This window comes from Saccharibacillus kuerlensis DSM 22868 (assembly GCF_000378145.1).
Taxonomy (GTDB): domain Bacteria; phylum Bacillota; class Bacilli; order Paenibacillales; family Paenibacillaceae; genus Saccharibacillus; species Saccharibacillus kuerlensis.
This window is the reverse complement of the sequence record NZ_KB899310.1, coordinates 1-22,348: the sequence shown is the minus strand read 5'-3', so window position 1 is coordinate 22,348 and position 22,348 is coordinate 1. Positions and strand designations below refer to the sequence as shown.

Sequence of the window (22,348 nt, the reverse complement as noted above, 5' to 3'; positions counted from 1 at the left end):
CATGGAGACCGAACAACTCATTACCGTACTGCTTGTCGACGACCATGAGATGGTGAGAATCGGCTTGGCCGCCGTTCTCGATACGGAAGACGGCATAGAGGTGGTCGGAGAAGCGAGCAGCGGCGAAGAAGGCGTACGTTTGGCCCGGCAGTACAAGCCTGATGTGGTCCTGATGGATCTGGTTATGGACGGCATGGACGGTATCGAAGCGACGCGCGAAGTGTTGAAGACGCATCCCGAATGCAAAGTTCTGGTTTTGACAAGCTATCTGGACGACGAAAAAATGTACCCGGTTATCGAAGCAGGCGCATTTAGTTATCTGCTCAAGACTTCAAGAGCAAACGAAGTAGCGGATGCGATTCGGGCAGCTGTTCGGGGACAGTCGGTGCTTGAATCGCAGGTTGCAGCCAAGATGATGGATCGATTCCGTGCACCTGCGCCTGTGCGGGCACCGCATGAAGATCTGACCGACAGAGAGATGGAAGTGCTCAGACTGCTGGCAAAGGGCAAGTCGAATCAGGAAGTGGCGGACGAACTCATTATTGGGATCAAGACAGTTAAGTTTCACGTAACCAACCTGCTGTCGAAGCTCGGGGTGGAAGACCGAACTCAGGCTGCCATTTACGCATACAAAAACGGATTGGCCGAATAAGGCGCGATTGTGCAGAAGCTGCCCCTTCAACACGGTCGGCGCAGGAGGCCGGTCCGTCTTTCTGTATGCATGAGCGCGAAAAAAACGATACAATACCCCTTTCGTATTTTTACAATTAACACATTATGCGATTTTACCATGAGACAGAGTATTGTGAACTATACTATGAAAGCGCTTTAATATGCGCGGGAGAGGAGGAATGACACTCAGGCGTTTAATTTGGAGGATCCATTGTTTTACAGACAGATTCAATCATTTTGAAAGGGGAGATTGTATAATGTCTATCATGAAAAAGCTGGCATATTTGCTGACTGCTTCCGTTCTTGCCCTGCCTGCCGCGATATCCACTGCTGCTCCGTCTGCCGAAATGTCTACTGAGACATCTTCCGAAATGTTTGCTGAAGAGTCTGCTGAGACGTCTGCCGAAACCTCCGCAGAGGCGGCTGCTGCTCCTGGGCGCGCTATCTTGATTACCAATTACGGCGCGGTACCCGATGATGATGTGGACGATCTGGACGCTATTCGTCAAGCCGTATCGGCTGCCAAAGATTCAGGCCGAAACGTGTATGTACCGCCAGGTACTTTTTTATATAGTGATGTGATCGTGCTCGATGGGGTTCGCCTTGTCGGGAGAGGTGAAACCTCGATTCTGCACAGTACCAATCCGCAGCGTCAGGCAATTCAACTGGCCGGAAGCGGGAGTGAACTGGAGGATGTCAAGCTGACAACCGTTCCAGTTACGACGCGTCTCTCAAGTTCCGTCTCCGCTCGTGTTCACGTGATGCCGGGTGCGGCGGACTTCTCTATAACGGATACAGTGATTGAAGGAGGTTCGTCAGCCGGGATTATCGTCTATGGCGTAAATGGAACCATTAGAAAAAATACGGTTCGAGATACGCTTGCCGACGGTATTCACATTACAGGCGGCTCCGAAAATATTCGGGTTGAGAGAAATACCGTCCGGGATACCGGAGACGATATGATCGCTGTCGTCTCATACGAGAAGAACGGTGCTTGGGTAAAAAATGTCGAGATCGATCGCAATGACGTCTCAGGCGGACATGCGCGAGGCATTACCGTCTCCGGAGGTACGGATGTCACGATTGACCGCAACCGGATTGCTGACACCGGCGGAGCCGGTATCTTCATCGCCTCGGAAGGCAGTTACCAGACGTATGAAGTACGCAATCTCAAGGTAAGCCGCAACGAGATTCTTCGAGACAGCCGCAATTTGTCCATTCCGGAAAAAGGTGGCATTCGTCTGCAGGCGACCAATAAAGAACCGAGCATTATAAACGCTGTTTTCGATCGCAATACGATTACCGATTCGGGAGACAGCAGCATTCTGATCCTGGGTTCAACCAGTATTGAAGCGATGTTCAGCCGTAACGACATTATAAATCCGGCAAATCACGGCATTCATATCTTAAGAACCGTAACAGGTACGTTGTCCTTCATGCGCAATACGGTAGAGGGTGCCGGAGGCTCTCCGCTGTACAATCAATCGGAGGCACAAGTGAGCAGCGATATTCCGAATTCGGCTCCTCCGGGAGGCGGAAGCGGAGAAGAATATGTGGCAGCGAGAGGCACACCGTATATCGACGGTTTGATTGATGACGTCTGGAGCAATTCGACGCCACTGCAGTTGAACACGGACGCCAACGGCACTACCGGTACCGTGCGCATCACTTGGGATGACCAAGCGCTGTACTATCTGTTCGAGATGAGCGACGCTACACCTAACGCCTTGTCTACAGCAGAGAATAACGATTCCGTTGAAGTTTGGGTGGACGAACTGAACGCGAAGAACGGTACGCGTACGGTTGGCGATTACCAGCTTCGGGTTGGGTATGACAGCGTCCTGTCGTCGTCCATACGCGGATTCAACTTCTCGAATGTAAAAAGTACAGTCGTACATCGTGAAGGCGGCTATACGGTAGAATTCGCTGTTCCTTATACGGCGCTGACTCCGAAAGCGGGCGATGTGATCGGCTTCAATGCCAGTGCCAACGACGACTCGAACGGTGATGGCAAACGCGATACGTACTTGAGCTGGATTGACAAAAACCTGCCTTATTGGGCGGACACACGCGTTTACGGAGAAGTTACGCTCGAAAATTGAAAACGCTATACTCTGAATTAACGAAGACCGGCCTGATTCGGCCGGTCTTTTTGGTGGTGGTAATATTAATGAAACCTTCATGTTGGATCAGGATAAATGATAATCAATACGATAGCATCAATTTGAAGGATATGTTAGAATAACAGCACATCTTTTTTTCTGCTTCGCTTAGAGGAGCGGATCAAAAGTCAGGCAGAATTTACTATACTAACTACAGGAAGAATGGGGAGCTATGGCGGACAATCAAAATCTTGAAGCATTGAAGGCACCCGGCGCGGTCTTTTTCATTTTCGGAGCTACCGGAGATCTGGCCCGTCGCAAGTTGTTCCCGGCTATTTTCAGCTTGTACCGGGAAGGAAAGCTGGCGGAGGACTTTGCTGTAGTCGGAGTGGCGCGGCGCCCTCGTACGAACGAAGAGTTTCGTGACGATGTATTTCGCTCGATCCAGGAATTCGGACGGTACAAATCTTCCGATCAGGAGAAGTGGAATACCTTTGCAGAACACTTCGAATATAAATCCCTCGATATTAACAATGTAGCGGGATTCCAAGAATTGAAAGCTCAAACGGAAGCGATCGAGCAGAAATATTCGATTCCAGGCAACCGCATGTTCTACTTGGCGCTTGCGCCGGAGCTGTTCGGCAGCGTTTCGCTGAACCTCCGCGAAGGCGGCATGCTGGATAGCGAGGGCTGGAATCGTCTCGTAATCGAGAAGCCGTTCGGGTACGACCTCAAGTCGGCCGAGAAGCTGAACGAAGAGCTTGGTCAGGTATTCAAGGAAGACGAGATTTACCGGATCGACCACTATCTCGGAAAAGAAATGGTGCAGAACATCGAAACGATCCGGTTCTCGAACCTCTTCTTCGAGTCTCTGTGGAACAACAAGTATATCGCCAACGTACAGATTACGCTCGGTGAGACCGTAGGCGTTGAAGAACGCGGCGGTTATTACGATCATGCCGGCGCGCTGCGCGATATGGGTCAGAACCATATTCTTCAGCTGCTGACGATGATCGCAATGGAACCGCCTAGCCGTCCGCTTGCCGAAGATCTTCGCGACGAGAAAGTGAAAGTGCTGCGCTCGCTGCATCATTTTGCCGACTCGGAAGAAGTCAAAGCCAATGTCGTACGCGGTCAATATACGGCCGGACAAAGCAACGGCAAAGATCTGCCGGGCTATCGCGAAGAGGATAAAGTTGATCCGAATTCGAACACGGAGACGTTCTTTGCGGCTCGTGTATTCGTCGACAATTTCCGTTGGGCCGGCGTGCCGTTCTATATCCGTACAGGTAAACGCCTGCCGGTGAAGACAACCGAAGTGGTTATTGAATTCAAGAAAATGCCGGGCAATATCTATCTTGGACAAAAGCATGATCTGCAGCCGAACCTGCTGGTGATCCGTGTTAATCCGATGGAAGGCATCTACTTCAAGATCAATGCCAAAAAACCGGGTTCGGAATCGGAGATTGCACAGGTAGCGATGGAATTCTGCCAAAGCTGTCTGGTCGGAATCAACTCCCCGGAAGCGTACGAGCGTCTGATCCATGATGCGGCCAAAGGCGATTCCACGTACTTTACCCGCTGGGACGAAGTCGCTTCGGCTTGGGCATTCGTCGACAAGATCGACGCAGCCTGGAAAGAAAATCCGGCGGATGTCAGCTCGTATCCTGCTGGAAGCTGGGGACCGAAAGAAGCGGACGAACTGCTTGCCCGCGACGGATTCCACTGGTGGCCGGTTAACGGCGAAGAAGAAGATAATGTAATCTGGGTAGCGGCTTCGAGCAGCTAACCGGATCTGCAGCAGCAGCTGTGGATAGATAAGCCGCCATACGGTCGGGATTTCCGACTGTACGGCGGCTTTTGCTTGTTTTATCCCAGATTCTCTTCTTGCCTGAGCATTAATTATGGTACAATATAGGGATGAAGGTACGATACAGAAGGGAACGTGAACATGAGCCAAGTCAATGAGAAGGTTTTGCGCGAAGAAGTCGAAAAACGCAGAACTTTTGCCATTATATCTCACCCGGATGCCGGGAAAACGACACTGACGGAGAAGCTGCTGCTGTTCGGCGGCGCTATTCGTCTGGCCGGAACGGTCAAAGCCCGTAAAGCCAGCAAGCACGCGACAAGTGACTGGATGGAAATCGAGAAGCAGCGGGGAATCTCCGTTACATCCTCGGTTATGCAGTTTGATTATAACGGTCATCGCATTAACATTTTGGACACGCCGGGTCACCAAGACTTCAGTGAAGACACCTATCGGACGCTGACGGCAGCCGACAGTGCGGTCATGCTGATCGACGTTGCGAAGGGTGTAGAAGCCCAGACAATCAAATTGTTTCAGGTTTGCGCCAAGCGGGGCATTCCGATCTTCACCTTTATCAACAAACTCGACCGCGAAGGACGCAGCCCGTTTGATCTGATGGAAGAGCTGGAGCAGGTGCTGGGTATCCGCGCCGTTCCAATGAACTGGCCGATCGGCATGGGACGCGAACTGAACGGGATCTACGACCGGATGAAAAATCAGGTCGAGCTGTTCCAGGGCGATGACCATTCGCAGATCAAAGTCCAAAAGGTCGAAGATTACCGCGATCCGATTATTTCGGAAATGGCGGGCGAATACCATGCCAACCAGCTGGCTGAGGAATTGGAGCTGCTGGATGTGGCGGGCGATCAATTCGATTATGAAAAAGTATCGCGCGGCGAGCTGACTCCGCTCTTCTTCGGAAGTGCGATCAACAACTTCGGTCTGCAGACGTTCCTGCAAAACTTCTTGGAGCTGGCACCGAAACCGGCGCCGCGACGCAGTACGGAAGGCGAAATCGAACCGGTGCGCGAGAAATTCAGCGGCTATGTGTTCAAGATTCAAGCGAACATGAACCCGGCACACCGTGACCGGATTGCGTTCCTGCGAATCGTATCCGGCAAGTTTGAGCGCGGCATGAGCGTCAAGCACGTACGCGTAGGCAAGGATATCAAGCTGGCGCAACCGCAGCAGTTCCTTGCTCAAGACCGCGATATTGTCGAAACGGCTTATGCCGGCGACATTATTGGTCTGTTCGACCCGGGTATTTTCCGAATTGGAGACTCTCTTGTCGAAGGCCAGAGCTTTGAATTTGACGAGCTGCCGACGTTCTCGCCAGAGATCTTTGCAAAAGTAACTGCCAAAAATGCCCTTAAGCACAAACAGTATCAGAAGGGCATTGACCAGCTGACGGAAGAAGGCACTATCCAGGTATTCCGTACGGTGAGTTTCGACGATACGATTCTCGGCGTAGTCGGTCAGCTGCAGTTCGAAGTATTCGAATATCGGATGAAGAACGAATATGGAGTCGATGTGCAGCTGCAGCGTCAGTCGTTCCAATTCGCGCGCTGGATTGTAGCACCCGAGATCGATCCTTCCAAATTCCGTATCAACTCGACATTGGTAAAAGATAAAAAGGGTAACTACGTCGCATTGTTCGAGAACGAATACGCGATGCGTACCGCTATTGACAAAAATCCGGACGCCCAATTCTTGGAGATGGCGCCCTGATCTTCAAGGAGGCCTGACTAAGGATGCCTAAGAATAAAAAGCAGTATGCGGTGATTGGGATGGGCCGTTTCGGTTCAAGTGTCGCCAAATCGCTGAGCCAAATGGGTTTCAACGTATTGGCTATCGATGCTAATGAAAACCGGACGCAGGAAATTTCGAGTCTGGTTACTCAGGCTGTAGCCGCGGACTCTACGGACGAAGAGGTACTAAGAGCGCTTGGTATCAGTAATTTCGACGTTGTCGTTGTAGCGATTGGCCAGAACATTCAGGCGAGCATTCTGACAACGCTGATCCTCAAAGAAATGAATGCACCGGCCATTATCGCCAAAGCGCAAAATGAGCTGCACGGTAAGGTATTGAGCAAGATCGGGGCGGACAAGGTTATTTTCCCGGAACGGGACATGGGAACGCGCGTTGCGCACAACTTGACGTCGCCGAACATTCTCGATTATATCGAGCTGTCGGGCGACTACAGCATTTTTGAGATGCTGGTGCCGGCGCGTATGGTCGGTCGCAACCTGATCGAGCTGAACCTTCGGCAGAAATATGGCTGCAACGTCATTGCAGTGCGCCGCAACAGCAAAATGAACATCTCACCTGACCCGCATGGCCGCTTGTGGGAAGGCGATGTATTGGTTGTTGTCGGAGAGCGCGACGATCTGGTTCAGCTGGAATTGGCGTTCGACAAGCACGGATAAAAAGTCTTGTTCAGGAAGAAGCGTGAGATGCTGCGGGAGAAATTCGTTCAAGCCGCTGTCTCACTCGGAAAGCCCGGTCTGATTTTTATAAGGAAGCTTTCCGAGTTCAAAGGCGTCTTTTACTGAATTTCTCCCTCCGCTTAATGCTTCCTAAGAGAACAAAGCTTTTTATCCTGCATATGGATATAAAAAAATAAGAACATTAAGGTATCGCTTCGGCGGTACCTTTCCATTTTTAGAAGCGGAGGGATGTATCGATGCCGCATACGCAGATCGAATCGACGGCGAACGCCCGCGTAAAAGAATGGGCGAGTCTGCTGGAGAAAAAACACCGGGATCGCCAAGGCAAGTATATTGTGGAAGGCATTCATCTGGTGCAGGAAGCGCTGCGTTCGGACGCCGATGTGGAATGCGTCGCTTATGATACGGGGCTCGGCGTGCCAAGGGAACTGACGGAAGATGCCCGTTCCGGACAAGCGGAGTGGATTGCTGTCTCGGCAGCAATCGTGGGGAAATGTACGGAAGCGCGCACGCCTCAGCCGGTATTCGCTGTTGTACGTAAGTCTGCGGCGAAGCTGACGGATATTCTGCGAACAGAGCATTCGCTCGTGGCAGTGCTCGATGGCGTGCAGGACCCTGGTAATGTCGGTACGATTATCCGGGCTGCCGATGCGGCAGGGGCGGCAGGCGTTATCGTCGGCCGGGGCTGTGCCGACATCTACAATCCGAAAACGGTGCGTTCGACGATGGGTTCGCTGTTTCACCTTCCGATCGTGGAAGGCGATCTGACGGAGCTGCTGCCGCAGGCCAGAGAAGCTTCTGCCAAGATCGTCAGCACAAGCTTGCAGGCGAAGCATAACTGCTACGAAGCGGACTATCGCGGTGCGACCTGGTTCGTCTTTGGCAGCGAAGGCAGCGGTGTCTCGCCGGAAGTCGAAGCATTCGTAGATGAAAAAATCATCATTCCGATGCCCGGCAGAGCCGAGTCGCTGAATGTCGCGATGGCAGCTTCGGTGCTGCTGTTTGAAGCGGTAAGGCAGCGGTTGGTGTAGTTGAAGCTAAACGGACTCAACGGACTCAACGAACTCAACGGATTCAACCGATCAAGCCGAATCGGACCCGAACGGACTGCATAGGCTCGACGCAGTTACAATTATATCTTAGAAGTATTCGAAAACCGGTAGGCATACGCGCTGCAGCCAGCGCATATGCCTACCGGTTTCTTTACATTTCTGCTGCAATTCGTTAGACGCTTAACAAGATCCGCTAACTGTGTTAATCCCCCTGTAATCGCTTGTAGTTAACCTGAAAGTAATACATAGATCTTTTCGTTGGACACGAAGCGATCACTTTGAGGGGGAACAGAACAGATGAAACGGAAATGGTGGGCGATTAGGTTACTGCTGGCAGTAGCACTGCTGGCATCGGTGGTGCAGCCTGGTTTAACAGCAAGCGCGGCATTGGCCGAACTTCCTACACTGCAGTATGGACGCGCGGTCGATGTCAGAGAGACGGAACTTGCACCAGGAGCGACATATACGTGGACGCATCTTCAGGATGCCAGGGGCGCCCAGAAAATTCACTCGGTAGAGTTTAATCCTACTGAAGAAGGACTGGCGCTGACAGCCGGAACCAAGGCCGGAAAAGTGTACGGCATGAAAGGAGTCACGGAAATGGCCGCTTACGCGGATGCTCCGGGCAGCCGCGTGATTGCGGGAATCAACGGCGATTTCTACGATATTTCCGGTTCGGGAACCGGAGTTCCAAACGGCCTCTTCATAAACGAAGGGCGCATTCTGAACAGCGGATCGGGCTATGCTTTCGGATTGACGGAGGACGGCAAAGCACTGTACGGTACGCCGCAGCTGACCAAGAAACTGACAATCGGCGGCGGTACGATCGATCTGAATGCGGTAAACCGCTATCGCGGGGAAAATCAGATTGTGCTCTATACGACAGATTATTATACATCAACCAAATCCGGCAGCGGCGGGGATGAGTTTATCCTCGAAGTGCTTGAAGGCGAAGCCAGCAGCGGCAGCGCAATGAAGTTGAAGGTCGCCGAAGTTCGTTCGGGAATGGGCGATAGCCCGCTGGTGGAAGGGACTGCGGTACTCTCCGTTTCGGGCACAGCAAAGGAATGGACTAAAGACCTTAAAGTCGGCGATGAACTGACAGCAGGATTTTCGCTGGCGGGCGAGTGGGACCAGGCGGTTCTGGTGATCGGCGGACAAGGACCGCTGGTCAAGGATGGCGTTGTTCAGAGCGGAGTAGGTCCGCAGGGCGTTCATCCGAGAACGGCTGTCGGTACCAAAGCCGACGGAAGTCTGATTCTGCTCGAAGTCGACGGACGCGCACCAGGCTTCAGCGAAGGGGTAGAGACCTCGGAACTGGGACAAATTCTGAAAGATATGGGCGCGGTCAATGCGATCAATCTGGACGGCGGCGGTTCATCGACGTTCGCAGCCAGGATGCCGGGTACTTCGTCGGTCAAGATGATGAACCGGGGATCAGACGGATACGAGCGGAAGACGGGCAACGGGCTTCTGCTGATCAATACGGCGCCTGAACTGTCTGCGGCTTCGTCGCTTGTCGTCCAACCGGACGGAGAACGGATTTTGCAGGGCTCTTCGTACGATTTCGAAGCGGCCGCAATCGATGCCAACGGCCATCCGGCTGCGCTGGAGGGGACACCTGTCTGGCGTACAGCAGATGAGATCGGCAAGATCGATACAAACGGTCTATTTACCGCTGCTGCGAATACTAGCGGAAAGGGAACAATCCAAGTTGAAGCCGGCAGAATTGACGGAACAGCCGAGATCGAAGTCGTTCACGAACTGACGCAGCTTGTCTTCCCAGACAGTGTCAAGACGTATGCCGCAGGAGAAACGGCAGTTCTCTCTGTTACGGCAATGCGTGACGGACAGGTGATCCAAGCGGATAATGACAGCTTCGTGTGGACAACTGAAGGAGACATCGGAACCGTCGATAACAACGGAATCTTCACAGCCGGCGAGCGCAGCGATGCCAAAGGGCGAATTATCGCAAGTTACGAAAATGATGCGAACGGTCAAAAGATTGAAGCCTCCTTTGACGTCAGTGTAGGCATTCCTCCAGTTATGCTGGAAGATTTCGAATCGGGTCTTGGCAAATATCAGGCTGCAAGCAGTGTGGCAAATTCGGTCTCCATTGTGGAAGAGACAGACCCCGATTATGTGCGTGGCGGAAGCCGGTCTTTGAAATTAGAGTATGATTTCATTGGAAAAACAGGAACTTCCGGCGCTTACCTGCAGGCAACATCGACTGAAAATCGGATCCAAATCCCGGGTTATCCGGTCAAGATCGGTATGTGGGTCTACGGAGACGGTCAGGGACACTGGCTGCGCGGCCAGCTTAGAGACAGCAACAATGCGGCAATTCCCGTCAACTTTACGGAACAAACGTTGGGCGTAAACTGGACGGGCTGGAAGTATGTCGAGGTAGATGTACCTCAGGGCAAAGCCGTGCCTCTAAGCATGGATATGCCTGTCCGCTACATGCAGACCAACAATGCAAAAAAGACGGCGGGCGCTATTTACATCGACAACATCCGCGCCCTTTACGGGCCGATTGAAGAAGATCGGACGCCGCCGATCATCAAAGATCTTTTCCCGTCGCCTGATCAGATGATCGAGACGGCAGTGCCGGAATTAACGGTGATTGCCGAAGATGACGGCTACGATCCGGTCCTGAATCCAGGAACGACACTGATCGATCCGGACAGCATTCGTATGTACGTGGACGGCCAAAAGGTCGAGCACAGTCTATATCCGCCGAAGGGACGAATTGTTTATACACCGGCTACGCCGCTGGCGGAAGGGCGTCATACGGCAAAAGTGGCAGTTCGCGATCTTGCGGGCAATCAAAGTATTCGGGAATGGGCGTTCTCTGTCAATCTCGGCTCGCCTTATTATATGTACGATACACCGAAGCAGCTGGAGACCGGAGGCACATACACCGTCGATGTTCGGGCAGCCAAAGCCGAAATTCTGCAATCGGGCGAACTGTCATTCCGCTTCGATCCGGCTTCTGCTCAAAATCTTGAAGTCATCGCAGGAGAAAAAGTCGGTGAAACTTCAATGATTCGTTCCCAGATTGATGAAGCCAACGGAATCGTCAGTCTGCAATTTGAAAACATTGATCAATCGGGCTTATCCGACGAAGACCTGCTTGCGCAGATCCGATATACGGTGCGCAGTGATCTGATTGGTCCTCTAACGCTGGAAGATGCCAAAAGCGACAAGAGTGAGCCGCTTCGAATCGCTTACCGCTCGGGCAGCGTCGTCTCCTCTGAGGGAGAAGGGCAGACGGTAGAATTCGTCGGCCCAAATCTGGATTCGGTCGTACGCAGCGGACTGCGTCTGTCTTGGGATCCTTACGCTGTCGGGCAGGGATTTGAGTCATCGTTCATGATTGTCCATAACGCTGACGGAACACCGGCCGCTTCCGCCGGTCTGCTGCTTGATGGTCGAGAAGTGGCCGGCGCACAGAGCGACGCTGACGGCGTGCTGAAGACACGGCTTGTCTCGGAAACTGCAGGTTCCTTTACGCTGCAGGCAGTGCAGGACAATCGGTACAGTCCTGTGCTGAGATTTACGGTCGCTCCTCATGCCGGAGGCCTGGAACCTTCCAACGTCAACGTCACGATGGGCGAAGATGCGGCATCGTCCAGACAATTCAATTGGCAGACTTCGCCTGCAATTTCGGACACGGTGATCGAACTGGCCGAGCGATCGGCATTCACTGGTTTCGATCAGCCCAATATCGTCCGGATTACGGGCAGCAGTCGTCTATATACGACAAATAACGATGGATCGCTGAATATACATCAGGCAGAAGTTACAGGGCTGAAGCCGGATACTGAGTATGTGTACCGGGTCGGAGACGGTGGGGATCATGTTAGTCCCCAAGCCGTATTCCGCACAAGTCCGGCTGCGAGTGAGAAGAATGTAAAGTTCCTGTTCATCGGCGATTCGCAGGCAGAGACGCCGAGCGGATTCTCGCTCTGGGGCGACACGCTGGCCCGAGGCCTCGAGTATATGCCGGATGCGGATATGATCGTGCATGCCGGGGATATGGTCGATAAAGGGTTCGAGCAGGAGCAGTGGAACTGGTGGTTTGAAGCTGCAGGCGACCAGCTGATGAACCGGACGATTGTGCCGATTATCGGCAACCATGAGGTAATGGGGAACAACGGTGCCGGCGACTACCTAGCCCAATTCAACAATCCGAGAAACGGTGCGGACGGAGCGATCGGCAGCAGCTATAGTTTTGACGCCGGAGAGGCTCATTTCACGGTGCTTGACACCGAGCAGGGGCAGCAGGGATACGCCGCTCAAGCCGCGTGGCTGGAGCAGGATCTGGCCAAGAGCGATAAGAAGTGGAAGATTGTCTTCTTCCATCAGGGGCCTTACGGCAGTATCTACGCCAACGAGCGGGTGCAGGCGCAGTGGGTACCGATCTTCGATAAATATGGAGTCGATCTGGTTATGAACGGCCACGATCACATCTATATGCGCAGTTTCCCGATGAAAAACGGACAGATTGTACAGGAAGAGGAAGGAACCCGTTACGTGATCGGAGGTTCATCGGGTCCTAAATTCTATGCGCTGACCAAGCGGTTCTGGCAGGAAAAAATGGACGACACCAACACGCAAATCTATACCGGTGTCGAAGTGTCCCAAGATACCATCGAGCTTCGTGTACGCAAACTGGACGGAACGGAAATCGATCGTCTGACGATCGGGAAAGCTCCTGCCGAAGACGTACTGAAAGGAATTGAAGTTCGCGGGAAAACCATGCTGAAACCGGGTCAGAGTGATACGACTGTAACCGAAGCAGTCTATACGTCGGGCCGCAGCCTGCCTGTTACTGAAGGCGTTGAGTATCGCAGCTTGAATGAGGAAGTCGCTTCAGTCGGAACTGATGGAGAAGTGAGCGCCTTAAGTGTGGGCGAGACTGTCATTTCCGCTTCTTATCAAGGCTTTACCGATTCGTACAATCTTTTCGTAACGGACGAAGAGCCGCAGATAATCGGTATAAAGCTGGAAGGACCGGACCGTCTGGAGGTGGGAAGCAGCGGAAACACAGTCGTTCGCGCCGTATACGGCGATGGAACACTGCTGCCGATTGAAGGAGTCGTGCAATTCGATTCTTCTTCTCCGGATATCGCGCAAATCGACGAGACGGGGCATATCTACGCGCAGCAGTCGGGCGAGACAGTAATCAGTGCTACTTATCAGGATTACTTGGACACTTACATGCTTAACGTGTACGCTGCTTCGCCGCCGGAGCCGCTGCCGCAGCCTGAACCGGCACCGCCGCAGGTTGATCCGTCTCCAATTCCGAGTCCTAGTCCTGTTCCGGCTCCGGGAGCCGCGGCTCCTCTTGCAAATCCTAATAATGGAACAGGTACAGTCGTCCCTGACGTTCCGGCCGATCCGAACGAACGAATCATCGGTGCCGAAGAATTGACAGCTTCTTCGGAAAATGGAACCGTAGTTGTTAGCGTTATAGGAACTCCGGAACGAATCCTGCTGCCGATCAATTCAGCCGCACTTCTGGGAGACGGAAATCTGCATATTGAGTCTTCCGCCTTCCGTGCCGCGATTCCTTCGGCCCTTCTGGCCCAGGCAGCGAGCCGGCTTCCGGATGGAGACTTGGATTCTGCTCTTGTCCTTAAAGTAACAGAAGCCGGTGGAGAAACGACGCTGGAGGCTGCACGCTCGAGCGCGGGTGCAGAGCTGCAGATAGTTGGCAGAATGTTTGAATGGACATTGGCCGCGATCGATGCGGACGGCCGTGAATATGCAGTAAACGATGTATTCGTCGAGCCGCTGAATGTAGAAATGACAGCAGAGCGTGATACCGAGCAGGAACTGACAGGCCTATACCGGATTGCTTCAAACGGATCAGTCGAATATATCGGCGGTGTCTGGTCCGGCCGGGAACTGAACGCTCAGCTGGAGACAAACGGAACGTATGCCATTCTCGTTTACGATAAAACGTTCGGCGATCTACCTGATGGTCATTGGGCGGAAAGAGCTGTGAAAATGTTATCGGCAAGACAGCTGGTGACAGGAACATCGTCAGATACGTTTGAACCTGGCCGGGAAATCACTCGGGCGGAATTCACGGCAATGCTGACGCGGGCACTTAAGCTGGAAGGGGCAGCATCTTCATCCTTCGGGGACGTATCGGCCGGCAGTTGGTATGCCGAATCCGTCGCTCTGGCGCAGCAGGCGGGAATCGTCCAAGGAGCGAACGGAGGACAATTTGAACCGGATCGCTTCGTATCGCGCAGCGAAATGGCAGCAATGCTGGTGCGCGCCTATGCTTACGCCAATGGCGGGATGCCTGAAACTTCAACGGGTTCGGCCGCACCGTTTGCCGATCTGGCGAATGCGCCGGCCTGGCAGAGAGACGCAGCTTTCCAAGCCGCTGAACTTGGTCTGATGCAGGGCCGGGGAACGGGACGTTTCGGTGCTCAGTCAGAAGGAACCCGTGCGGAAAGCGCGCAGATGCTGTTGAATCTGCTGAATGTTCTTCCTTAAATCTCGAATTTATCATACAAAGAGGACTTGAGTGTTGAACTCAAGTCCTCTTTTATACGTATTTCAATTTCTTTTGACTGCGCTTCGTTTCGGATTCGCCGGGATCAAGACCTGCCGGATCGAACCTCGGATACGGACGCTTGGCGCTTTGGTTGTCCGCAAGTCATTATTGGTTTTTTGTACAAGCCCCGTTATAATGGGTTTAGTCTTAAAATTTTTACAATAGAGTTATTTGAATATTCATTGCATACGCCCAAAAATATATAGAGACTTTTGACAGTGATCGTTTCGGCAGGGGAGGGAAATTCGTTGTTTCAAATCGGCGGTAAAGTCTACGAAGTGATGATCAATCACAAGAACGGCTGGAATGCGGAAGCGTTCCGCAGCCGTTACAGCGAGATTTTGGAGCGTTATGATTATATAGTAGGAGATTGGGGCTACAATCAGCTGAGGCTTAAGGGCATGTACAAGGATGGGCAGCCCAAAGCGGCCAAGGAATCCCAATTTTCTTTTACAACCGACTATATTACAGAGCACTGCAATTTTGGCTGCGCGTACTTTGTTCTTCACAAAGTTAAAGATCTGAAAGATGTGAAGGATCCGGAAGAAGCGGCGATGTATCCGGATCTTGGAGAGATCAAGGAACCGGCGAGAGAGTATCGTCAGAGTTCCAAGACGCAGGAAGCGGCGAAGGAAAAAGGCGAGCAGCCGAATGTCAAGGAACGCAAAGAGAGCCGCGGTGGACGCGGCGATCGGGATGCGAAGCAGGCACGCGGTGAACGCTCTCAAGAAACGTCCGAGCGTGATCCGAAAGAGAAGACGCAGAGCCATCCGGGCAAAAAGCATGCGCAGCGAGAACGGCCGAATCGTGAGAATCAGAGCCGGGAACGCGACAAGGATAAGGACAAAGCCAAGTCTTCCGGTGGTGAGCATCAGCGCAACCGCAAACGAGAAGATCGGGGTGGGGAAAGCCGACCGGCGCAGCGCCGAGAGAACGGTGAACGGCGTGAGCAGGCGGCTCCGCCACAATCTGCACAATCGAATCCAAATACGGGCGAACGTCCGGATCAGGAAACGGCGAAGTAATGCCCGATATGTGGGCGAGTGGGTTGCAGCAGGCGGGATCAACCTAAGCTTGCAGCAGACAAAAATGAAATCAATGAACGTGAATAAACGTAAGCGCAAAAAAGCGGCTCAAGCGAGCCGCTTTTTTTGCGCTTACGTATTTTCTTTTTCCAATCCTATATCTGATGTTCAACCCAGGAAAGCTTCGCGAACCCGGTTCCAGAATGGAAACGGACGATAACGGGCAAAACTGATCTTATGACTCGATACCCGGCAGCGCACCGAGACCAGATCGTCGATAGCCAGGTAGCGGTGGTCCATAGTCAGCAGCAGGCGCTGCTCCTTGCGAGAATAAATGTCGCAGTGATGATGCTTCGGGAGTACAAGCGGCGAGCCCAGCGTACGGAAGACCCGATTGTTAATCGAGGCGATTTCCGCAATTTGCAGTGCTTCAAGTGTCGGGTGCATAATGGCGCCGCCCAAGCCGCGATTGTAGGCGGTACTGCCCGAAGGCGTGGATACGCAGATCCCGTCTCCGCGGAACATCTCAAACACCTCGTCGTTGATGTCGATCTGTACGACCATCGTCGCTTCCGCACCCTTGATAGCAAATTCATTCAGTACGGTGTGGACAGAGGTGCCGGATTTTCGTTCGATTTCGAGTTCAAGCAGCGGGTACTTAACGATCTTCGGGCCCAGGCCGCCTTCGCCAGCGCCCGACATGAATTCGATCAGCTTAGGCAGATCTTGGGCTTTCCAATCGGCGTAAAATCCGAGATGGCCGGTATGCACACCGACAAACGCAATCTCCGGAATCCGGTCGATAAACGAATGAAAGGCATGCAGCATGGTACCATCGCCGCCGATTGAGATGACAATTTCCGGCGACTCCGAATCCATTTCAAATCCTTTTTCGGCAGCGAGTTTATGAAATTGTTGGCTGAGGTCGATCGACAGCTGGTCGCCGCGGTCCAGTACATAGTATTTCAACGAATAAACGCTCCTTTGCTCGGAGTTTTGCCTTGAGGCAGGAAGTCCTACCATTACCGCTTTCCGTTCATTTTAACATGCCCGGACCGCCGCGGCGCACAAAAGTTTTTTTATCCCTATCATTCAAGCTTTTAAGTTAGAAAGCGGTTGCAAAATAACTTTATTTTTTCGGCTTTTATGATAAAATAAAAAAACCAAACTCTTTTTCGGGTCTTTTGGCGGATGACATTTACCGACTGTCGGCAGGTTTTCCCTAAATTTGAGACGGACGGAGTGGTCGAATGAGTGTATTAACGGCTGTTATGGTATGCGCTTTTGTCTATGTGATTCAAGTTTCTCTCGATCATCCGGGGGAAGAAGAATGGAGCGGATATTGAGCTTTGAGAGTTGAATCGATCGTGCGGGTTCCGGGGGACGGACATGCACACAGGATTTGCGGCGCAGGGCGGGGGCCCGGCGCTTTTTGTTTTGTCCAAACAAACTTATGCATAAAGACCAGTCCGAAAAAGGCGTACGGTTTGCTATAATGGAAAAGCATCTCCCTTGAAGAGAAGCGAATAACGATTATGAACGCAAATGCATGCGGAAAGTAGGTAATGCACATGAATTCCGAACAAACGATCTATCAACAGCTCGGCGAGTCGGCCGGACTGCTGCGCATTATACAAACTTTTTACGGCAAAGTCGTGCAGGAGCCACTCTTGGCACCTTTGTTCCCTGAGGATCTTAACCCCGTCATTGAGCGTCAGCATCAGTTTTTAACCCAGTTCTTCGGAGGTCCGCCGCTTTATTCCGAGCAGCATGGGCATCCGATGATGCGGGCCAGGCATATGCGCTTTCCTGTGACGAATGAGCGTGCTGACGCTTGGCTGGGCTGCATGAATGCGGCTCTTCGGGATCAGGCCGTGGAAGATGAGCTGCGCGAATTTGTTATAGACAGATTGAAAGGACCGGCTTATCATTTCGTCAACACCTCGTCGTCGGAAGGCAGAGCGTAACTGCACAGCCTCTAAAATTTGTCGGATTGTAAAAGTTATCGGAAAGAAGGGCTTGCCATTATGGAGATCGATCCGCTGTTTCATATTACGACCGTCTGTGTGTGCTGTGAAAGAAAGTTTGAGACGAGTCGTGTACGGCCAAGTTTCAAGCAGACGATCCGGCGCGATACGGATTTTTGTGCTTATTACAAAAATGAAAACCCCGATTTCTACGTTGTTCGGGTCTGCCCGCACTGCGGCTTTGCCTTTACTGAAAACTCGGCCTCCAAGCTGAATCAAGCCCAGCGCAAAAACTTCGAGGAGAAGGTGGGCGCAGCTTCCAAAAAGAAAGACTACAGCGGCAAACGAACCTTAGAGATGGCGCTGGAAACCTACAAGCTTGCTCTGATCTGTGCCCAAGTGATCCAGGACAAAGAACGGATTGTGGCGAGTCTGCTGCATCATATCGCTTGGTTGTACCGCTATGCGGGCAATGAAGAGCAGGAAAGCCGCTTTATCGGCTATGCACGCGACTCGTATATCCGTGTTTACGAGACAGAATCCGCGGGATCAAGCGATGCCCGGCTGATGTTCCTCATTGGCGAGCTGTGCCGCCGAACCGACAGTTTTAATGAGGCGGTACGTTGGTTCTCGCGTGTCATTAACGATAAGCGGATTGTGGATGCTGCAATGATCCGGGCTTCCCGCGAACAGTGGGCAACACTGCGCGAAGATATGCTGGCTCGTAAGATGGAGCTGCCGTCGGAAATGCAGGAGTCTTAGCAGCAGCATAAAGATAGGGGAATTGTGGAAATAATCGTTATAATCTCAATGGAGTTTCGTCTGCGGATATCCGCAGGCGGGGCTTCTTTTTTTATTCGCCAATCAGAATCTTGTCAGAGGCGCTTGTATGCACGCTTCCGGCTCATCATCAGATCTGCTGTCCGTTCGCTGTTCTGTGTCTGTATGCTGCTGAAAAGGCTCGTGTAGAATAAGCTCCGAGCGCAGGAAACGTGCAAGAAGTAAAAAGCCCTCCGAAGATTAATTCTTCGAAGGGCTTTCGTCTGTCTTTTCCTAACCTGAATAGACATAGAGGCAAGGCCTCGTGTCTGTGTCTATTTGCTCTTAAAGTCCGGAGAGCTTCCAATCTGCGTAAGCAGACACGTCCTACTTCACGACCGTGTCTGTCATCAAATAATCGTCGTCACAGTCTAGCACCGTCAGTCTTCCGTGGCAGCAGGGGAAGACGGTCAGCCGTTTGCGCCCGGTATGAATATCTTCGAGCTCAGACGGCTTGATCGGCAGCAGTACGTTCTCGGCGCTGCAGAAAGGGCATTGCGGTACCGTGAGATCGCCCATCACTTTGTCGTAAGGCAGCGCTTTTTCAAAAGGGATCATGGAATTACTTGTTCCCTTCATTGCCGTTCTCCGGCTCGGAGTTATCGGCAGAAGCGGCTTCCTGCTGGGCCAACTGGGCCATCTTCTGCATCAAAATGTGCTGCGGCATATGCATCAAGTGTTCGATCGGAACATTCAGCTGTTTGGAAAGTTTGATCGCCGTGTCCGGCGAAATTTGCAGAGGTCTCATTATGTCTTCCCTCCCCTGTCAGATTTGGCTTCATGAGACGTTTTCGCTATAGTTATACTGTACCACGAGGTCCTGGCAAACGCCATACGGGACGCAGGAACGGATAGGTCGGAAGATCGGACTACATATTTTCTGGATGAAAGGTGAGGACGTTATGAGCAGCCGTTTGAGACAGACATGGGATTTGGAAACGATTTTTCCGGGAGGATCGTCTTCAAGCGAATTTGATACTTTTTTGAAGCAGCTGTCGGCCGATGTCGATGCATTGAAAGAGCGGGTCGAACATCTGCAGCCGCCGACTACTGTGGAAGAAACGGAAGCTTTTGATCCGATTTTTGCCGAGGTTCAGGACGTATCGGCACGTTTTCGCCAGTCGGGTGCATTTGTCTCCTGCCTGAGCGCACAGGATCAGAACGACCAGAAAGCCGGTCAACTGTCGGCGCGTGTGGGTTCGATCCGGGCTCGTTGGCAGAGTGTAGTCGCCACGTTTGACAGCGTACTGCAGAACACGGAAGATACCGTCTGGGAAGCTTGGATGAAACGCGACGCGGTTGCGCCGGTGTCGTTCAATCTCAGCGAAAGCCGTTCCCAAGCCCGCGATAAAATGACACCGGAGCTGGAAAGTCTCGCGCTCTCGCTGTCGGTCGACGGGTACCAGGGTTGGAGCAGCTTCTATAATACGATCGTTCGCCACGTGCGTGTGAAATTTGAAGAAAACGGTGAGACCCAACTGCTGTCCGCAGCTCAGGCCGCAAATAAACTGGGTTCTACCGATCCCAAGAAGCGCGAAGAAATGGGGCGGAATTGGGAGCAAGCCTGGACCGACGTTGAAGACTACTGCGCGGATACGTTAAACCATCTGGCCGGCTTCCGTCTGGCTCTGTACGAGAAGCGGGGGTGGGATAATGTGCTGCGCGAACCGCTCGAAATCAACCGGATGTCAGACAAGACGCTGGATACGATGTGGCAGGTCATCACCGATAACAAGCCGATTTTTGTGGAGTATTTGAAGCGCAAGGCACAGATGCTGAACACGAAAAAGCTCGGCTGGCATGATGTAGATGCACCAATCGGCGAATCGGAATCCAAGATCGCTTATGACGATGCAGCTGATCTAATCACGTCGCAGTTCCGCAGCTTCAGCCCACGCATGGCGGATTTTGCACAGCGTGCATTCGAGAACAATTGGATCGAAGCGGAAGACCGCGCAGGCAAGCGTCCAGGCGGCTTCTGTACGGCGCTGCCGCTGACGAAGGAAACGCGTATTTTCATGACCTACAGCGGAACGGCTTCCAACGTTTCCACATTGGCGCATGAACTGGGCCACGGCTATCATCAGCACGTAATGGACGAACTGCCGACCTTCAGCCAGCGTTATGCGATGAATGTAGCGGAGACAGCATCAACTTTTGCGGAAATGATCGTAGCCGATTCGTTGGTCAAAAAAGCAGCGACAGAGGAAGAAAAAATTGTTCTGCTCGAAGACAAGATTCAGCGCAGTATTGCGTTCTTCATGAATATTCATGCCCGCTTCCTGTTTGAGACTCGTTTCTATGAGAAACGCCGTACGGGCCTGCTGACTCCACAGGATTTGAGCGATCTGATGGTGGAAGCACAGAAGGAAGCTTACTGCGGTGTACTGGGCGATTATCACCCGCATTTCTGGGCGTCTAAGCTGCATTTCTATAACACGGGAGTGCCGTTCTATAATTTCCCTTATACGTTCGGCTACCTGTTCAGCACCGGCATATACGCGCGGGCGCAGCAGGAAGGGACAGGCTTTGCGGACAAGTATGACGCGCTGCTGCTTGATACCGGTCGAATGACTGTTGAAGAGCTGGCCTCGAAGCACTTGGGCGTCGATCTGACACAACCAGACTTTTGGCAGGCAGCTATTGACGTAAGTGCAGCCGATGTACGCTTGTTCTTGGACATGACCACTTCTCATAAGTAGTAGTTAATAAACATTATTAAATAATAAAAACTCGAAAAAAGGCGATCAGAAGTCGAATCTGATCGCCTTTTGTTTGATTATTACTAAAAAATGGAGATTAATTGCAGGTATATAGTTACAAATAACCAATTCTTGCGAACTGTATTGATGGGAGGGGTTTATCCAATTATAATGAGACTTAAGTTCTACATAACGTTTTGAATCAGGTACTAAGAACTTAATTTGGTACTATATCCATGAGGGGGATTGGCATGTTTGTTGTTAACGAATACTCGCTTCCCAGACAGATCGACATCGTGTTTAAGGAGTTAAGTGAAGAATTGTCGGGTTTGGAGGCGGGGACGCTTTTCGTTCAGATTCGTAACAATGTGATTGGCAAATTTGGTATTCGCCATACGCCGCTTGCAGGTCGGGATGGTCATGTCGAAGGCCCAGACCGAGGATTGAGCGAACAGCAGATTCGGGCTTTTCGCAATATGGCTATCGAGTCGCTCAATTATAAAAAAAGCTGGACACACGGCGAGATCAATTATGATTTTGCTATTCGCAAAGCTGCCGTTGTCGTAGATGCCCAGTTCGAGTCCAATTATAATATGGCGAGCAGCATGATTCGTTATCCCAAGAATGTTTATCAGGAAGTTCGTTCTGAACGATCCTAAGTGAACTTACGGGGAAGACATGTTTTCGGAAGGGGAACCGAAACCGTGTCGGCCTAAACGTCCATAGATGCATGCATAAGGTGAAGATATTCTCAATGAACAGATTTTCAATGAGAATATTTTAATTCTATTATATTTATATTTTCAATATTCTATTATAATGTAGCAAAAAGCTGCCGATCCTGGTCCTAGCCCCGTCAAGTAGACACTAAAAAACACAGGTTCTCAAGCGACGACCTTTTCCCGAAACTCTTTCGGGGAAAGGTCGTTTAGTTTGCTTTGGAAACGTTCCTCATTGTAATACGTCAAGTAGTCCGCAATTTGGTGCCTTGCTTCTTCAAGTGTGTTAGGATTCTCCAGATACAGTTTCTCAGTCTTTAGATGCGAAAAAAACGACTCGACACACGCATTGTCAAAGCAGTTGCCCCGTCTGGAATGGCTGCCTGTGAGTCCTTTTGCTTGCAGCAGATGAGCATAGCTCTTGGTCGTGTACTGAAATCCTTGGTCCGAGTGCAG

General features: G+C 51.8%; 16 protein-coding genes. 12 read left to right on the top strand and 4 right to left on the bottom strand.

The genetic code is table 11. The features are described 5' to 3' along the window. The first annotated feature begins 1 nt into the window (after position 1). The 8 genes from F456_RS0119875 (at position 2) to F456_RS24110 (ending at position 15,685) form a co-directional block, all read left to right on the top strand. Positions 2 to 652 carry a response regulator gene (locus F456_RS0119875; RefSeq protein WP_018978811.1) on the top strand — a complete coding sequence of 217 codons (651 nt, stop codon included), beginning with the start codon at positions 2 to 4 and terminating at the stop codon, positions 650 to 652. A gap of 277 nt (positions 653 to 929) precedes the next feature. Next, positions 930 to 2,774, top strand: coding sequence for a sugar-binding protein (locus F456_RS23815; protein WP_018978810.1), 1,845 nt, complete (start codon positions 930 to 932; stop codon positions 2,772 to 2,774). 232 nt (positions 2,775 to 3,006) lie between these two features. Then, entirely contained in the window at positions 3,007 to 4,563 is a 1,557-nt protein-coding gene (gene zwf, locus F456_RS0119865; protein ID WP_018978809.1) for a glucose-6-phosphate dehydrogenase, read from the top strand. Positions 4,564 to 4,725: 162 nt separating this feature from the next. Next, complete coding sequence (locus F456_RS0119860; protein ID WP_018978808.1) at positions 4,726 to 6,309, top strand: peptide chain release factor 3; 1,584 nt, start codon at positions 4,726 to 4,728, stop codon at positions 6,307 to 6,309. A gap of 23 nt (positions 6,310 to 6,332) precedes the next feature. Next, the gene (locus tag F456_RS0119855; protein WP_018978807.1) at positions 6,333 to 7,007 is read left to right on the top strand and encodes a potassium channel family protein; all 675 of its coding nucleotides are present in this window, start codon (positions 6,333 to 6,335) and stop codon (positions 7,005 to 7,007) included. A 257-nt stretch (positions 7,008 to 7,264) separates the two neighbouring features. Continuing rightward, complete coding sequence (locus F456_RS0119845) at positions 7,265 to 8,059, top strand: TrmH family RNA methyltransferase (protein ID WP_018978805.1); 795 nt, start codon at positions 7,265 to 7,267, stop codon at positions 8,057 to 8,059. 318 nt (positions 8,060 to 8,377) lie between these two features. Beyond that, the gene (locus F456_RS0119840; protein ID WP_018978804.1) at positions 8,378 to 14,599 is read left to right on the top strand and encodes a phosphodiester glycosidase family protein; all 6,222 of its coding nucleotides are present in this window, start codon (positions 8,378 to 8,380) and stop codon (positions 14,597 to 14,599) included. A gap of 309 nt (positions 14,600 to 14,908) precedes the next feature. Next, a complete protein-coding gene (locus F456_RS24110) occupies positions 14,909 to 15,685 on the top strand; it encodes a YutD family protein (RefSeq protein ID WP_018978803.1) in 777 nt (258 codons plus the stop codon). A 168-nt stretch (positions 15,686 to 15,853) separates the two neighbouring features. On the opposite strand, the gene F456_RS0119830 is transcribed toward F456_RS24110, so the two are convergent. Beyond that, the gene (locus tag F456_RS0119830) at positions 15,854 to 16,654 is read right to left on the bottom strand and encodes an NAD kinase (RefSeq protein ID WP_018978802.1); all 801 of its coding nucleotides are present in this window, start codon (positions 16,652 to 16,654) and stop codon (positions 15,854 to 15,856) included. Positions 16,655 to 17,256: 602 nt separating this feature from the next. Here F456_RS0119830 and F456_RS0119820 point away from each other — a divergent pair. Then, the gene (locus F456_RS0119820; protein ID WP_157060153.1) at positions 17,257 to 17,652 is read left to right on the top strand and encodes a globin domain-containing protein; all 396 of its coding nucleotides are present in this window, start codon (positions 17,257 to 17,259) and stop codon (positions 17,650 to 17,652) included. 60 nt (positions 17,653 to 17,712) lie between these two features. Continuing rightward, positions 17,713 to 18,414, top strand: coding sequence for a DUF2225 domain-containing protein (locus F456_RS0119815; RefSeq protein WP_018978800.1), 702 nt, complete (start codon positions 17,713 to 17,715; stop codon positions 18,412 to 18,414). 384 nt (positions 18,415 to 18,798) lie between these two features. On the opposite strand, the gene F456_RS0119810 is transcribed toward F456_RS0119815, so the two are convergent. Both F456_RS0119810 and F456_RS0119805 read right to left on the bottom strand, forming a co-directional pair. After that, complete coding sequence (locus F456_RS0119810; protein ID WP_026294002.1) at positions 18,799 to 19,029, bottom strand: hypothetical protein; 231 nt, start codon at positions 19,027 to 19,029, stop codon at positions 18,799 to 18,801. 4 nt (positions 19,030 to 19,033) lie between these two features. Continuing rightward, positions 19,034 to 19,219 (bottom strand): YycC family protein, encoded by a 186-nt coding sequence (locus F456_RS0119805; RefSeq protein WP_018978798.1) that lies wholly within the window; start codon positions 19,217 to 19,219, stop codon positions 19,034 to 19,036. 154 nt (positions 19,220 to 19,373) lie between these two features. On the opposite strand from F456_RS0119805, the gene F456_RS0119800 reads away from it, so the two are divergent. Next, positions 19,374 to 21,173: a M3 family oligoendopeptidase gene (locus F456_RS0119800; RefSeq protein WP_018978797.1), complete on the top strand. Its 1,800-nt coding sequence runs from the start codon at positions 19,374 to 19,376 to the stop codon at positions 21,171 to 21,173. A 251-nt stretch (positions 21,174 to 21,424) separates the two neighbouring features. Further along, a complete protein-coding gene (locus tag F456_RS0119795; protein ID WP_018978796.1) occupies positions 21,425 to 21,832 on the top strand; it encodes a hypothetical protein in 408 nt (135 codons plus the stop codon). A gap of 225 nt (positions 21,833 to 22,057) precedes the next feature. Here F456_RS0119795 and F456_RS0119790 read toward each other — a convergent pair. Continuing rightward, positions 22,058 to 22,348 (bottom strand): IS3 family transposase (locus tag F456_RS0119790; RefSeq protein WP_018978795.1); only part of this gene is annotated, 291 nt, incomplete at its 5' end.

Coding starts and splice junctions, on each gene's coding strand:
- F456_RS0119875 (WP_018978811.1), top strand. CDS start 2: ATGGAGACCGAACAACTCATTACCGTACTGCTTGTCGACGACCATGAG.
- F456_RS23815 (WP_018978810.1), top strand. CDS start 930: ATGTCTATCATGAAAAAGCTGGCATATTTGCTGACTGCTTCCGTTCTT.
- zwf (WP_018978809.1), top strand. CDS start 3,007: ATGGCGGACAATCAAAATCTTGAAGCATTGAAGGCACCCGGCGCGGTC.
- F456_RS0119860 (WP_018978808.1), top strand. CDS start 4,726: ATGAGCCAAGTCAATGAGAAGGTTTTGCGCGAAGAAGTCGAAAAACGC.
- F456_RS0119855 (WP_018978807.1), top strand. CDS start 6,333: ATGCCTAAGAATAAAAAGCAGTATGCGGTGATTGGGATGGGCCGTTTC.
- F456_RS0119845 (WP_018978805.1), top strand. CDS start 7,265: ATGCCGCATACGCAGATCGAATCGACGGCGAACGCCCGCGTAAAAGAA.
- F456_RS0119840 (WP_018978804.1), top strand. CDS start 8,378: ATGAAACGGAAATGGTGGGCGATTAGGTTACTGCTGGCAGTAGCACTG.
- F456_RS0119820 (WP_157060153.1), top strand. CDS start 17,257: ATGAATTCCGAACAAACGATCTATCAACAGCTCGGCGAGTCGGCCGGA.
- F456_RS0119815 (WP_018978800.1), top strand. CDS start 17,713: ATGGAGATCGATCCGCTGTTTCATATTACGACCGTCTGTGTGTGCTGT.
- F456_RS0119810 (WP_026294002.1), bottom strand. CDS start 19,029: ATGATCCCTTTTGAAAAAGCGCTGCCTTACGACAAAGTGATGGGCGAT.
- F456_RS0119805 (WP_018978798.1), bottom strand. CDS start 19,219: ATGAGACCTCTGCAAATTTCGCCGGACACGGCGATCAAACTTTCCAAA.
- F456_RS0119800 (WP_018978797.1), top strand. CDS start 19,374: ATGAGCAGCCGTTTGAGACAGACATGGGATTTGGAAACGATTTTTCCG.
- F456_RS0119795 (WP_018978796.1), top strand. CDS start 21,425: ATGTTTGTTGTTAACGAATACTCGCTTCCCAGACAGATCGACATCGTG.